Here is a 14,095-nt window from a genome sequence, read left to right as displayed (position 1 = left end):
GAAAGGGCGCGGAAATGCCAGAAGCAAAGGTTAAGAAGCCACAGGATCACCTGGTGAAGAAGGACGCTCCACGGAAGGTGTCTGTTCGTGGTGTTGAGGTGGTTGTTGATCCGACTGCTTTCGATGATTTTGAAGTGTTGGATGCGTTGGACCAGATCAATGAGGGTAACGGGCTGCGAGTCGCTGGCCTGCTGCGCAAACTTGTTGGGGATCAGTTCCACGAGGTTCTGGATGCCCTGCGTGATGGTGAGAATGGGCGTGTCCCGGTTGATGCGGCGTCGGAGTTCCTTAAGGAACTTATGGAGTCTGTTAGCCCAAACTGATGCAGCTCGTATGGCTGCTGCGTAAGTATCCGTCGCAGGTGCGTGCGGATGTGCAGCGGTTTTACGGGCTGTGTGTTGACGATGTTGGGGATTCTTTTTCTGTCCGTCATTTGGCGGATTTGGTTGTGAATCTTCCGCGTGAGTCTGCGACTGTTCGTGCGGTTGCGCCGGAAACGGTGTGGGGGCCGCAAGAGCATTTGCTGGCTGAGGTGGCTGATACTTTGCGTTGGATTGCTTGGTCTAAGAGCAGTGATGGTGCGAAGAATCGGAATAAGCCGAAGCCTATTCCCCGGCCTGGGCAGGTGGATAAGCCTGTGGGCCGGTTTAAAGACGCAGCGGTTTTGCCTGTTGATGAGGTGAAGCGTCTGTTGCGCCTCCCCCGCCGTCAGGTGGGGTGAGTTTGCCGGTGGTGCGGGATGATTTGGGGTCTCCCGCACCACTGGTTAGTTGCAGGCTGGGAGTTTGTTGATTTTGGCGGCGTAGCAGTTGCGGTCTGTGCCGGATGCGTCGCGGATGACGATCGTTTCGGCGTCTGGAACGTCCGTGCATGACATTTGGCTGATCCAGCGTGCAGTGTTTTCTGCTTCGTCGTCGGCCAAGGTTTCTTGGATGTGGGCGCGGATGGTTATTTCGTTGATTGCTTCGATGTTGGTTATCGCGAAGCCGGGGCTGGACGTTTCCAGCTGCGTGAACTTTTCAACTGCGTTCGCTTTCAAAAGCGCTTTTTCAACGTCTGCTCCGAGGGTGAGTTCTTTCTCTGGCTCGGGTTCAGTTGTTTCTTCTTCTTTTTCTGGTTCTTGGGTGGCGTCTGCCGTTGTTGTGGCGCTGGGTGTCGGTGTGCCTGGGTAGACGTTTTCATCGATTGGCCCGCATGCGGTGACCGCTAATGCGATGGCGATGAGCCCGGTGATTCCCCTGAGTTTTTTCATGTCCACAAGTCTACGTGGGCGTTTTCCACTAGTACATCTTTTTCTTGGGGGTCTTATGGCTACCGAGCTTGCTGCGGCTTATGTGACTCTTGTGCCTTCTCTTAAGGGCGCTCAAAAGCAGATTTCCACCCAACTGTCGGGCATTGATATGGGGGCAGCCGGCAAGTCGATGGGAAAGAACCTTTCCTCGTCTATTGGGCGCGGAATGCGGCTTAAAGAGGTCGGGTCGAAGATCCAGTCTTTGGGTAGTGGGTTGTCTTCGGTGGGTTCGAAGATCTCCTCGTACATTACGAAGCCAGCTGTGGGTGCTGCGATGGCTGTTGCGGGCGTGTCTGCGGCGCTCGGGTTTAAGCGTCTTGTGGGTATTGATACGGCGCGCGCGAAGTTGAAGGCGCTGGGTCATGACGGTAAATCCATTGAAACGATCATGGATTCGGCGTTGAAGTCTGTGAAGGGCACGGCGTTTGGTCTTGGCGATGCAGCGAATATTGCTGCGTCTGCTGTGGCCGCTGGGGTGAAGCCTGGCAAGGACCTAACGAAGTACCTAACGATGACGGCGGATGCTGCTGCTATTGCTGGTATTGGCCTTGGCGAAATGGGCTACATCCTTAACCAGGTGCAGACCGGACAGGTCGCGTACACGGATTCGCTGAACATGCTGGCCGACCGTGGCATCCCGATTTACCAGTGGCTCGCGAAGGAAGCCGGCGTGACTGCTGGTGAGGTGAAGGAACTCGCCTCGAAGGGCAAGATTTCCAGTGAAGAGTTCTTTGACGCGATCAAGAAGAACATCGGCGGTGCTGCAAAGGTCGTTGGTGAGAACTCGTTTACGGGCGCTTGGGACAACCTTAAGGCGTCTCTTGGGCGCGTTGGGGCTTCGTTCCTTGATGCTGGCGGTAAGGGTGGCGGGTTCTTCTCGCAGTTGAAGCCACTCATGGGCGATTTGACTAAGCAGATGGACTCGCTTGGCCCGAAGGCTGAGGAACTTGGCGTGAAGTTTGGTAAGGCTTTCGCTTCGATGGTGGAGAAAGTCAAGGAGCTTTCTGACAAGTGGAACGACCTTGACGACGACACTAAGTCAACGATCTTGAAGGTTGCGGGCGCTGTTGTGGTGCTCGGTCCGGTGCTGTCCATGATCGGGTCTGTGGTGTCCACGATTGGTAGTTTCGTAGGCGGCATTGGGGCGTTGACTGCTGGCCTAAGTGGTGGCGGTGGTGTTGCCGCGTTGGGGGCTAAGTTCCTCAAGGTTGGCGGCATTGTCGGTGTCGTTGTGGGGCTTGTAGCGACCTTGTGGAATACGTCTGACGAGTTCCGGTTGTCGCTCGAGAACGCTGGCACGAAGATGTCCGAGATCTTCACGAAGCTCAAGGAGGACTTGGGGCCTGTCATCGACGGGATTCGCGAAGACCTTGGACCTGCGATGGAATCGTTGGGGTCGTCGCTTGCGAGGATCATCAATTCGGCTATTCCTTTGGTGCAGCAACTCGCGAGCATGTTCTCTAACTTGATGACAGTTCTGGGTCCAATTATTGAGGCTGTGCTGCGTGGGCTTGGTCCTGCGTTCGAGACATTCGGTGCGACTGTTGAACGCATTTTCGGGCTTATCACGCGCCAGCTTGCAGGCATTAGCGCGAACTGGTCTGACGCGATCGCAGGCGTGCAGGCGCTAGTGGCTGGCGACTGGTCTACCGCGTGGGAGTCCGCTCGCTCCATTGTTTCCCGGAATTTCCAGGGCATTAAGGATGCGGCTGCGACTGGCATCCGGTCTGTGTCTGGTCTGGTTACGGGGCAGATGAAGAGTCTCGCTGCAGCGTTTGGGCTCGACTGGGATCGCATGGTTACTAGCGCTCAGACGGCGTGGTCTCGGATGGAGGCGGCGGCTTCGCAGGGTGCTATTCGTGTGGCGGCGGCTGTGATCGGGTTGCGTGCGCGTATTCAGGGTGCTTTCGCGAACGCTGGAAGCATCTTGTACGGCGCAGGCAAAGCAATCATCGACGGCCTGTGGCAGGGATTGCAGTCAGGGTTTGGCAAGGTTCAGGAAGGTTTGAACTGGCTGACCTCGAAGATTCCTGACTGGAAGGGCCCGAAGAAGAAGGACAAGAGTCTTCTTACGGCTGCGGGTAAATCGATCATCCTGGGTTTCGTGAAGGGTCTCGAGTCGGGTTATGACGGCGTGAAGAAGTCCTTGAAGAAGTTCACGGACGCGCTCGGAAAAATCCCGACTAGCAAACTCACTAAGGGTCAGAACGCGCAGTTGAAGGCGACGAAGGCGTGGGCTAAATCCATGTCTAAGACGACAAAGACGCTGTGGGATGACGGTAAGTATAAGGGCGGTGTTAAGCGTTGGCTGGGCCTGAACAACGGCACAGTGAAGTTGCTTAAGTCGTTGACGGCTGCCGGTAATTGGCGGACGAAAAAGAACAACAAGTATCAGCTTGTGGCTTCTAAGACGGTGAAGTCTGCGTCTCTTGCCGATATTGGTAAGGCGCAGGATGGCGTTCAGCGGCTTCTCGACAGGGCTAAGAAGAGCCTGGCGGACATGAAGAAGGCTCGCGCTGATATGAAGGCGCAGATCGCTAATTCGATTAAGGGCGAGCTGGATATCACGTCTGGGATGACGACTGGCTCTGGGCATTATCTGACTGGGCAGGCCGGTTTTAAGGCTGTTGCTGGGTCTGTGAAGTCGATGGCCGCTCGGGCTAAGAAGTTCGCGGGCAAGCTTAAGGAACTGGTTGCGAAGGGTATCCCTCCTGGGCTTGTTCAGGAGGTTGCTGGTCTTGGTACTGAGAAGGGTATGCAGGTCGCTAATGCGCTCTTGTCTGGTACGTCTGCGCAGGTTAAGGAGTTGAAGGCGGATTATTCGTCTTTGAATACTTGGTCTAAGAATGCTGGCGATTATGTGGCTGGGCAGATGTTTGATGCTGGTATTCAGGCGCAGGCTGGTCTTGTGAAGGGCTTGGAAGCTGATGCTGACAAGTTGGCGAAGGCTGCTAAGAAATTGGCTGATCGGCTTGTGAAGGCTGTGAAGAAGGCGCTTGGTATTAAGTCTCCGTCTCGGGTTTTCCGGGATCAGATTGGCGCGATGGTTGATGCTGGTCTTGCTCAGGGTATTGGTGCTGGTTTGTCTCTTCGGGCTGCGGAGTCTGTTGCTTTGGGTATTCAGAAGCCGTTCTCGAACGTGAATCCTGACGTGAGTTTTGGTTCGCGTTTGCCTGGTTCGGTTGCTGGTTCTGGTGATGGGCGCCGGTTGTCTGATGCTGATGTTGCGGCGTTGGCTGCGATGCTGGAGGGTCGTCCGGTTGAGGTCACTTCTAGCGTCGATTTCACTTTGGAAGGCCGTCCGCTGGCTTCGTTTATGGCTGCGGGTCGTCGTGCTGAGGATAGGTGGAGGTGATCGGTCTTGGCTGATTTGGATTGTTGGTTGGGGCCGATTGGGGAGCAGCGGAAGGTCACTGTGTGGCCTTCCGTTGCTGTTTCTCCTGACCGTCCTTCTAGCGTGTTTACTGCGTTGTCTGGTCGTCGTGTGGTGCAGCGTGGGGTGCGGTCGTATGGGTCGTGGTCACTCTCTTATCAGTGGTCGGATGCGGCTGTTGTGGCGTGGTTGGGTGAGTTGGCTAGCGGCGGCGTGGTTGGTGACGTGTTCTTGTACACGAGTGTCGCGGCGAAGGAGAATCTTGCGCCGAGGGTGTTGCAGTCGGGTGGTTCGGGTGTGGTTGCTGGTCGTCGTGTGTTGGCGGCGGGTGATCCGGAGGTGCGCTCGTATGTGGTTCCGGTGCGTCCGAACACTAGTTACACGTTGTCCGCTCTTGGTGATGGTGTGGGGGTTGTGACTGTGGTTGCGGCTGGCACGCCTAGTAATGGTTTTGGTTTTGGCCCGTTTGGGTCTGGTCCTTTTGGAGAGTGAGTGATGGCTTCTTTTACTTCTAAGCCGGTGGAGGGTCAGGATCCTTGGGCGGCGACTGATTTGGCGTGGCGCGCCTCGGTTGAAGCGGCAGTTAATGCGACGGAAGCGACCGCGAATGCGGCACTGCCGATCAAGGGAAACCTTGGGACGGCAAGTCTGGATACTGTTTTCGCGGATGGCACATATTTCCAGCATCAGTCGGTGAATGCGACGCTTGCTAATGGGTATCCGGTTGCTGGCGGCACGGGCTGTCTCGTTGTTTCGCGCCGAGCTGACGATAACAATGTGGTGCACACGTTCACTCTTGTTGGAGCGATTGCGGCTGCGGGGAAGGGCTCATTTCAGCGGGTGCGTGTTTCTGGGGCATGGCAGCCTTGGCAGTTCATTCCTTCACAGCGTGTGGATCAGACTGCGGGTCGTGCGATTTATACGTGGGACAACCTGAACAACCGTGAGCAGCTCGTTTACGGGTTCACGGGCATCCGGAATGTATCTAGCCTTCTTGAGAATGGGTGGACTGGCTCACTGTATTTGTGGCGCGACGGGTATGATCTCGTCTTTATTCTCGCGGGTTTGGACGGTGCTGCGGCTACTTCAGGGACTTTCTTCACGCCGCCTCAAGGCTTCCTAATACAAACGAACTCAAGTACAAGCGCGATCGCCCACACCGCCACGAACCTTCCAACCACTAGGCGAGTAAGCACACCCGGTGGAAACACGCTTGGTGTCGCTGCATCTGATTACCAGACGGTGGGCGCTCTATACGGGCGGGTAGACGCCCGAACAACCAATGCGTGGCCTACTGTCTTGCCGGGTACTGCGGTCGGGTCTATCCCGAACGCCTAACCTGCACTGAACTGAGCACCCCGAGGGGTGCATTTTTTATGCCCGAAAACTGAGGGGGAAACCACGCATGGCATTCGACAACATGACAGACGAACAACTCGCGGACCACTTGAACGCGGTCATTGGAGAGCAAGAGCGACGCGCGAGGTTGGCTGCGGTACCAGCGCAAATCCGGGATTTGGCTACACGCTACCTCGAGGACGGTGGCGATCCTGCCGAGCTCAGTCTGCCGGACGGTGCGCATGCCTAGCGTGACACCGGCAGCAGGGAAACGCGGGGCGATCACCATCAACTCCGGTGCGGCAACACACCTCGTCATCACGGCCACCGCAGGCACCGGCCAATACAGGCTCACAGAAGGCCCACACACAGGATTCCGGACTGGTGATGGTGTGCCAAAAGTACACGTCAAAGACCCAGACCGAACCCTGCAAATGATCACGGATTCTGGCGTGAAGTCGGATTATCAAATCACTCTCGAAGAAATCGGGTAAACCAATGGATATTGTCACTCCGCAATCGCGCGTCACCACGCCACACACTGGCTCGGTCGAGTCGTGGAGTGTCGATTCCGATCTACAAGGAGCGGGCGTGCCAGGACAAACGCGCGCCCGCTCCGGCGTCAGTACGCGTGGCGGCACGGTCACTTTCTTGAACGATTCGGGCGAGCCGTGGAAAGCGTCAGCGCTTCCCGGCCAGTCGATCACCATCGACGCAGCATCCGATATTGGCCTGCCACTCTCGCGTATCTTCACCGGGCAAATCACCGCACTACACGCGAGCTCAGCACTCAGCCCGCAAATCACCGCCATCGTGAAAGAAATCGCACCCAAAAAAAGGGCCTTGACTCTCCCCTACTACACGCCAGAAATCACCGGCGGCGACACCGCCCGCCTCATCCGTGACGCAGCATCCGTTCTCGGGTGGACTACAGCGCCGCCCACGCATTCTGCTGACTTCCTCCACGCGCCCTTGTGCGGGCACTTGGCAGGGAATCCAGGCAGACTCTCCCCCAACAGCGACGGCGGACGATGGATCACCGTTGACGGGCAATGCGCCCTCCAACTCGATGCGGGCTCCAACCTGAACTACATGTTCCGGCCTGAACCGTCTGACGCGAACTGGGGCACTGTCTCCATTCGCACGAAGATGCTGTCCGGGCAAAAGTTCGACCTCGCATTTAACGGCGTCAACATGACTGTCGAGCGTGTGGGTGACACCCTCACATTCACCACAGTTCGAGCAGGCACCCCAACCAGCCAAAGCATCACCATCAGCGGCACAACGGGTGTCCTACAAATCAACCAACGCCGCAACTACCTGCCCTCACAAGGCATTGATAGCGTCCTCACCCGCATACGGTGGATCGCAGACGGCACCACACCCACAAACCCAACCTTGGGCTGGTCGCAAATCACCACCATGGACGGCGTACCCATCCCCACGGATTGGCTTGTCATCCGTGGCGGCGCGACAATGCCGCCCATGTACTGGATCGTGGCACGCGATAACTATGATCTGGTCTATCACCAGCCCACCGCGCTCATTGAAGCATCGGGGATCCGCATGGACTACGTGCTCTTGGATAAGCAGGAGTCAGCGTGGGAGTTTTTGAAGTCCGTCACCGATCAAGTGATGGGCGCGACGCTCATTACGGAAGCCGGCGAACTCGTGTTCTATTCCAAGGACAGGTTGCGTGGTTTGGGTGCGGCCTCGACGGAAATCATCGGCACAGATACGGTAGCGGACCTGCCGTGGTCAGTCGATATAGAAGAGGTTGCTGACCGTGTGGAGGTCGCGTGGACTCCCGCCGAACGCACGGTCACTAACAGTGCGACGCAGACGGTGTGGGTGTCCGAAACACCAACACGCATCACCGCGAAAGCAACCGTGCGGATTCCAGTCACGCTCGACAAGGTTGCAGTGGGTGCGCTCGACGGCTTCACACAAGACACCACAGGCACAGCCACTACCGGGTCGCGGTGGATCGCTTTCACCACGGCAGACGGTACTAGTCCACTGCCCGCCGAAGACGCGATCAAAGTGCAGATTGTGTGGCATACGCCCGCGTCTTTCACACTCGCCATCACCAACACCACCAACGGCACTTTGTGGGTGCGTGATGAGAACGGCGGCGGCGGACTAACCCTCCGAGCCTACGACGTAACCCGACCAGGCGAAGAACAAGTCTACGCAATCGGAGCTTCCGAAGAGACCGCTGAGAACCCTTACCGGCACGACGGCGGCACGATCATCCAGTCGGTTGAGGACGCACAGAACCTTGCCGCATGGCTCCACTCCACGTTGAGTGAACCGCTACCCGTCCTGCAAGGCGTGGAAGTAGACCCACACATGGGCCGCAAACTCGGGCAGATCATCACGATCTACGACCCATCGAACACGGCCATCAGGTCACGCGCCCTCATCTACGGCGTATCAAACAGCCAGTCCGGCCCGGCAGAGCAAACCCAAACACTCAACCTCGCATTGCTCGCATTCACCATCGCAGACAAAGCGAAATACTTCATGAACATCAACCCATCCATGACCATCAACCAACGCGCCCAATGGCTACAGGCAAACGTCGGTGACCTCACGCTCAACCAAGCAGCGGCATGGATCGAAAAGAACGGTGTGGAGGTCTCATGACCGTACAAGCAAAACCCGTCCTCTACCTCGACGGCACAAAACTACTCGTGGGTGGCGTGGCAACCGAGATAGTCAACGACACCAACATCGGAAACTGGATCGGATCACTCTCCCCCGCTGGCGCAACAGAATACGACACCGGCTGGGTAACCAGCGGCCTCACCTTCACCATGGGATCAAGCGACTGGACTATCAACCAATACGCACTCACCCGCGTAGGCCGACACATCTCCGGAAGTATCCGTGTCAACTACAGCGGCGCGACACTCACACCATCCGCGAACGGCAACCTCGGCGATGTCACCGTACTCACCATGCCCGCCGGATGGCAGCACGGCTCCCCACTACCAGTGCAAGCCACCTTCACCAACAGTGGTGTCAAAACAGCATTCGTGCGTTTCAACTCCGCTACTGGGATCTGTGCGCTGACCCACGCCATCCCAGGAGTGACCCTATCTTCCGGCGAGGCGTGGGACATCGAAGTGGACTACTACATCTGATGGGCATCACTGATCGGGTGGTGTTGCGTCAGCTCGACACTCAACGCCAACAAACCCGAACCATCACAGACCTCGAGCAGGCAAACCTCACCGCGGAAGCCGACCTACAAGACACGCGCGCACTCACACGCGACCTCCTACGACACATCGAACAAGGAGGAACACCATGAACACCATCACCCGCCTGTGGCTGCGCATCCACCAACCACGCGTAATCTCCATCCTGTACTTCTTCATCTACCTATGCCTCGCCGCAGGCGGAATCCTCGCACTCTTGGACCCGCCCGCTTCATTAGCCGGACAGATAGGAACCGCAGCGATGGCCACACTCTCCGCCCTCCTGGCTTTCGGCGGGATCGTGGGTGCGTTTGCTGCCTTGCCGGGAATCTGGTGGCTCGAAAGAACCGCGGTACTATCCGTAGGTCTAGCCTCGGTTCTGTACGCGATCATCATCTTCACGCTCCACGCCACCACACCCGGCAACAGACTCTTGCAACTCTCGTTCGTCACGAGCGTCGCGCTCATGCAGATCGTGCGCTGGCATCGAATACGCGTCCGACCCTACGACCCAGACCGAGTGCCACCCACCATCTGAAAGCCGGGAGGCACCATTGGAAATCGGCACCCTCATACAAATACTGTCCACACTCGGCATCGGCGCGATCCTCCTCAAACTTTTTGAGGGGATCTTCCAATGGGCGACAGGACGATCCAAGCGCGAGCACGACGCCTGGCAGCAGCGCGACACGGAAGCAAAGAAGCGCCGCAAGCTTGAAGAGTACGCGCATCAACTCCGCCACGATTTGATCGATCGTGGCGTCCCCCAGGACAAACTACCGCCCTGGCCCGACTACTAACCCCTCACCTTTAACCCACACCAGCCGGTGTGGGTTTTCTTATGCCCAGGAAGGAGCCACCTCGTGGCCACCTATTTCCAGAAACACCCCCAGACGGTCCGGCAGTGGGGAGAAAAGCGCCGTAATGGCGGCACCCCCACTGGTACCTGTGTCGTCCATACTGCCGAGAATGCCACGGACTTTATCGGCCCTGATGCGGGCGCTGAGTCTGTAGCGAAGTACTTCACGAACTCGGGCCGGCAGGCGTCCTACCACTTCCTTGCGGACTCTGATTCGCGTGTGCAGCTTGTGCCGTGGGCGTCTGAGGCGTGGCATGACACCCGCACTAACAACTGGAGCGTTGGTGGGTCGGTTGCGATTCAGTGCAAGGACTGGAAGAAACTCGGGGACCGTGGCAGGGCTGCGGTGCGTCAGCTCGCGGAGGGCTTCGCGCAGTTCGCTGAGTGGCTGTACAAAACCAAGAAGATCCTGATTCCGGCCAAGCACATTACGCGCGCTCAGGCGCTCGCACGTAAGCCCGGTTTCATCGGTCACGGCGAGATGGACCCAGGGCGCCGCTCAGACCCCGGTAAGGACTTCGACTGGAAGTACTTCCTCGCGGAGTTCAAGAAGCGCCGAGACAAGCGCATTAATCCGCCCGCGCCTGCCAAGCCTGTTGCGAAGCCGGGCTGGTATCACGTCACCGGCGTACCTAATGGCGACCGCCTCGTAGGCCGCACTGGACCGTCTACCAAACACAAGATCAAGACCCGCCGCGCGAATGGCTTCAACATCTATCTGGCGAAGATCGTGAAGGTTGGGTCCACGTCTTGGGGCGTCACCAACTACGGCACGCACTACTCCATGCACTACCTCTCGAAGGGCAAGAAATAATGAGCAATGAACTTGTTCCGGCTGCTATCCGTTTCGCGGCTAAGCGCGGTTTCATTCGTACTGCGGCACAGTCCCTCGCGTCGGTCATCCCAACCACTGGGGTGGTCGTTGCACTCACTGGGGATTGGCTCGTAGCGGCTGGGCTGGGTACCGCATCCGCAGTCGTCACCGCGGGACTGGCTGGTGCGGCATCGTACTTCTCCATCCTGTCCCAGGGCATCCCTGACGCATACCAAGTCACGCCGTCCCCTGACGCAGTCAAGGAACCGTCGGACACGGAAATGCTGTATGCGGAGGACCCAGACGATGAGTGAGCTCTCGTTTCAGATTGTCGCTGAATGCTGCGGCCAAGACTGTCAAGATTGCCCGTTGAAAGAAGGCACCGTTGAGCCTCGCTGACAAACTCCAAGCAGCACCAAAACCCAGCCCTTTCACGTCCATATGCTCCGTGAAGGGCCTCGCGTCACGACTCTCCAAGAAGGACCGCAAAGCGTTCCTGGCAGCCGCCAGCGGTGCCCCTATGGCATCGGGTGAAGCGTGGAGTGTAGCGGCCCTGTCTCGCATGATGACTGAGGCGGGATACCCGATCAAGGAAAGCCCTCTGGGTCGGCACAGGCGGGGAGACTGCCAGTGTCCAAAAGCCTAGCGGAACGGCTGTCTGCCGGGCCTGTGCGTGCGCGTGTACGTCAGGCCCGGATCTTGACGCTCGATATTGAGACGACTCCTAATCTTGCGTGGGTGTGGGGTCAATGGGGGCAAAACATTAGCCTCGATCAGATGGTGGAGCAGACCCGGATGATGTGTTTCGTCGCCAAGTGGTATGACGAAGACGAGGGCATGTTCTTTGGCGAAGACACGATGACCCGCGAAGAGATGGTCCGTAAAGCGTGGGATCTGTTGGACGAGGCCGATATTGTCGTGCACTTCAATGGGAAGACGTTCGACATGAAGCATCTGAACCGCGAGTTCCTGCTGCTTGGACTCACGCCGCCACGCCCGTATCGGGAGGTTGATCTACTGCAAGTCGTGAAACGCCAGTTCCGGTTCACGTCGAATAAGTTGCAGAACATTGTCACCCAGTTGGGTATCGGCTCGAAGACGCCACACACAGGCTTCCAAATGTGGATCGACTGCATGAACGGTAACCGTGAGGCTTGGAAGCTGATGCGGAAGTACAACCTGCAAGACGTGCGTGTCACGGAAATGTTGTACGACTATTTGCGTCCGTGGATACCGGGACACCCACATCTAGGCCTGTTTGAAGGTCGTGAGTGGTGTTGCCCTAACTGCGGGCACAAGAAGTTGAAACGCAACGGGACAGTGAAAACTGCGGTGACGGTGTACGCAAACTACGTGTGCAAGAAGTGTGGGAAGCAGATCCGCGCCAACCATCGCAAAGCAGCTGTTACATCCAGGGAGTCACGATGAGTTTCGAATGCCCTGATTGCTTCAGCGAATATTCCTCACGTGAGGCCGCTGACCGGTGCGCGATGTGGTGCGGCGACGATAAGCCACACCCAATCCACTACCGCCCGAAACGCTGGGACGACTACGACGAATAACAAAACGCCCCCACCCTTCACAGGGTGGGGGCTTTTTCATCGTTGTGGACAGCCTGTGGAGAACTTCTAAACCTCATAGGGTTAATCGAGACGATTCAACCCTAGAGCGTTAAGGCCAGACCACACCCAAAATCGCACCATCATGCGGCTCCTAGAAACACTTAACCCCAGAAGGTTAAGAACAAACTGCCATGTCACCGCGTGTTTTGCTGTGCCGCGCTCTCAGAATCACTCTTGGCTAAAGTAATGGCTACAGTAAGCGCGAAATCGCCTACTTTACTTAGGTACAGCAAAAGGCCCGAAACCGTTGAGGTTTCGGGCCTTTTGATTGGAGCCGCCTACGAGAATCGAACTCGTGACCTTTTCATTACGAGTGAAACGCTCTGCCGACTGAGCTAAGGCGGCCGGCTTCTCCCACACCCGGAGCGAATCACTGATGTGAGCGAAGAACCGAGATCACTCTACCGAGCAACGGGGCCCGAGTGCAAAATTATCCGCTGTGACCGCGCTAACAGGTTTTGCCCTCGCTTGGGATGGTGCCGTCTACGAAGTAGGAGTCCACCACATCCGTGATGCACTGGTTGCCCATGCCGTATGCGGTGTGGCCCTCGCCCTCGTGGGTCACGAGGAACCCAGAGTCGAGCTGCTCGGCCAGCCCTTGGGCCCACACGTATGGGGTTGCGGGGTCGTTGGTGGTGCCGATGACCATGATGGGGTCGGCGCCGGCAGCACTCAGATCAAAGTTCTGTTCCGCCTGTGGGAACGGCCAGTTCTTGCAGGTCACCCCGCCCCAGCCAAAGAACTCTCCCATGGTCGGGGCAGCCTTCACGATCTCCTCGGACTCCTTCTTCATGGCAGCAAAGTCTTCGACATCGCGCGTGTCCAGGCAGTTGATTGCGGTGAACGCCTCGGTCTGGTTGCTTGTGTAGTTCCCGTCTTCGTCCCGGCCGAAGTATTCGTCCGAGAGTTCGAGGAGCGTCGAGCCATCCTGTGCCGCGACCGCGTCATGCAGTCCAGCTTCAAGTGCAGGCCACAGCGCCTTAGCGTACAGTGGCTGGGCAACGCCGTAGAAGCCTAGGGACTTGGTTAGCGCGCGGCCGCTGTCCGTGGGAAGCGGGTTAGTTCCGAGTGATTGGAGCATCGTGGATACCTGCTCCATGCCGTCGTCCACGCTTCCTGTCAGCACGCAGTCGGAGTTGGTCTGGCAGTTTTCCACGAATGCGCGGAGTGCATTCTCAAACCCAATCGCCTGCTGCTTGGTCTGCTCGAACGAGCTCAGGCGCAGGTCGATTGCACCGTCTAGGACTGCGCGGCCAACGTTCGCGGGAAAGATTCCGGCATAGGTTGCGCCCAGCTGGGTTCCGTACGAGTAGCCAAGGTAGTTAAGCTTTTCGTCCCCAACAAGTGCGCGTATCAGGTCCATGTCACGAGCTGCGCTCTGGGTGTCCACAAACTCCATGACGGGACCGGAGTTCTCCTTGCAGGCGGCAGCGAACGCGTCCGCATCCTTCTGCACGAGTGCGAGAACCTTCTCCGTGACCTCGGCCGGATAGGAGGCGGCAACGTGGCGGTCCATAGCCTCACTGTCCAGGCACTTGATGGGCTCGGAAGAAGGCCCACGCCGCGCGGGTCGAAGCCCAGGATATTGTAGT

15 protein-coding genes and 1 tRNA gene are annotated in these 14,095 nt (G+C 57.6%); 13 read left to right on the top strand and 3 right to left on the bottom strand.

The annotated features are described in order from the left end of the window. The first annotated feature begins 14 nt into the window (after positions 1–14). On the top strand, positions 15–323 hold the full coding sequence (locus tag HGSM_RS10825) for a hypothetical protein (RefSeq protein ID WP_019148780.1): 309 nt from the start codon (positions 15–17) through the stop codon (positions 321–323). Further along, positions 323–721: a DUF5361 domain-containing protein gene (locus tag HGSM_RS10820; protein ID WP_019148779.1), complete on the top strand. Its 399-nt coding sequence runs from the start codon at positions 323–325 to the stop codon at positions 719–721. The genes HGSM_RS10825 and HGSM_RS10820 overlap by 1 nt, the downstream gene beginning before the upstream one ends. A 45-nt stretch (positions 722–766) precedes the next feature. Here HGSM_RS10820 and HGSM_RS10815 read toward each other — a convergent pair whose 3' ends face one another. Next, a complete protein-coding gene (locus HGSM_RS10815) occupies positions 767–1,252 on the bottom strand; it encodes a hypothetical protein (RefSeq protein WP_019148778.1) in 486 nt (161 codons plus the stop codon). 55 nt (positions 1,253–1,307) lie between these two features. Between HGSM_RS10815 and HGSM_RS10810 the strand changes: the two genes are divergently transcribed. The 11 genes from HGSM_RS10810 to HGSM_RS10755 all read left to right on the top strand — a co-directional run bounded on the left by HGSM_RS10810 (position 1,308) and on the right by HGSM_RS10755 (position 12,309). Beyond that, complete coding sequence (locus tag HGSM_RS10810; protein ID WP_019148777.1) at positions 1,308–4,646, top strand: phage tail protein; 3,339 nt, start codon at positions 1,308–1,310, stop codon at positions 4,644–4,646. 513 nt (positions 4,647–5,159) lie between these two features. Further along, on the top strand, positions 5,160–6,002 hold the full coding sequence (locus HGSM_RS10800) for a pyocin knob domain-containing protein (RefSeq protein WP_154646330.1): 843 nt from the start codon (positions 5,160–5,162) through the stop codon (positions 6,000–6,002). 67 nt (positions 6,003–6,069) lie between these two features. Then, positions 6,070–6,252: a hypothetical protein gene (locus HGSM_RS10795; RefSeq protein WP_019148774.1), complete on the top strand. Its 183-nt coding sequence runs from the start codon at positions 6,070–6,072 to the stop codon at positions 6,250–6,252. Continuing rightward, entirely contained in the window at positions 6,245–6,496 is a 252-nt protein-coding gene (locus tag HGSM_RS10790) for a hypothetical protein (protein ID WP_019148773.1), read from the top strand. Before HGSM_RS10795 ends, HGSM_RS10790 begins: the two co-directional genes overlap by 8 nt. Before the next feature lie 97 nt (positions 6,497–6,593). Beyond that, a complete protein-coding gene (locus HGSM_RS10785; RefSeq protein ID WP_019148772.1) occupies positions 6,594–8,651 on the top strand; it encodes a hypothetical protein in 2,058 nt (685 codons plus the stop codon). Then, the gene (locus HGSM_RS10780) at positions 8,648–9,151 is read left to right on the top strand and encodes a hypothetical protein (protein WP_019148771.1); all 504 of its coding nucleotides are present in this window, start codon (positions 8,648–8,650) and stop codon (positions 9,149–9,151) included. The genes HGSM_RS10785 and HGSM_RS10780 overlap by 4 nt, the downstream gene beginning before the upstream one ends. 166 nt (positions 9,152–9,317) lie before the next feature. Next, positions 9,318–9,746, top strand: a complete 429-nt coding sequence (locus tag HGSM_RS10775; protein WP_019148769.1) for a hypothetical protein — start codon at positions 9,318–9,320, stop codon at positions 9,744–9,746. A gap of 16 nt (positions 9,747–9,762) precedes the next feature. After that, the gene (locus tag HGSM_RS10770; RefSeq protein WP_019148768.1) at positions 9,763–10,008 is read left to right on the top strand and encodes a hypothetical protein; all 246 of its coding nucleotides are present in this window, start codon (positions 9,763–9,765) and stop codon (positions 10,006–10,008) included. Positions 10,009–10,071: 63 nt separating this feature from the next. Next, positions 10,072–10,881 carry an N-acetylmuramoyl-L-alanine amidase gene (locus HGSM_RS10765; protein WP_019148767.1) on the top strand — a complete coding sequence of 270 codons (810 nt, stop codon included), beginning with the start codon at positions 10,072–10,074 and terminating at the stop codon, positions 10,879–10,881. Further along, positions 10,881–11,195 carry a hypothetical protein gene (locus HGSM_RS10760; protein ID WP_019148766.1) on the top strand — a complete coding sequence of 105 codons (315 nt, stop codon included), beginning with the start codon at positions 10,881–10,883 and terminating at the stop codon, positions 11,193–11,195. The genes HGSM_RS10765 and HGSM_RS10760 overlap by 1 nt, the downstream gene beginning before the upstream one ends. Before the next feature lie 316 nt (positions 11,196–11,511). Beyond that, entirely contained in the window at positions 11,512–12,309 is a 798-nt protein-coding gene (locus tag HGSM_RS10755) for a ribonuclease H-like domain-containing protein (RefSeq protein WP_230197538.1), read from the top strand. Between the two features lie 463 nt (positions 12,310–12,772). Here HGSM_RS10755 and HGSM_RS10750 read toward each other — a convergent pair. Continuing rightward, a tRNA-Thr gene (locus HGSM_RS10750) sits at positions 12,773–12,848 on the bottom strand. A 103-nt stretch (positions 12,849–12,951) separates the two neighbouring features. After that, positions 12,952–14,019, bottom strand: coding sequence for an alpha/beta hydrolase (locus HGSM_RS14165; protein ID WP_019148764.1), 1,068 nt, complete (start codon positions 14,017–14,019; stop codon positions 12,952–12,954). Between the last annotated feature and the right edge of the window lie 76 nt (positions 14,020–14,095).

It is taken from the genome of Timonella senegalensis JC301 (assembly GCF_000312125.1).
Lineage (GTDB): Bacteria > Actinomycetota > Actinomycetes > Actinomycetales > Cellulomonadaceae > Timonella > Timonella senegalensis.
The sequence above is the reverse complement of the archived record's forward strand: the minus strand, read 5'-3'. Positions and strand labels throughout refer to the sequence as shown.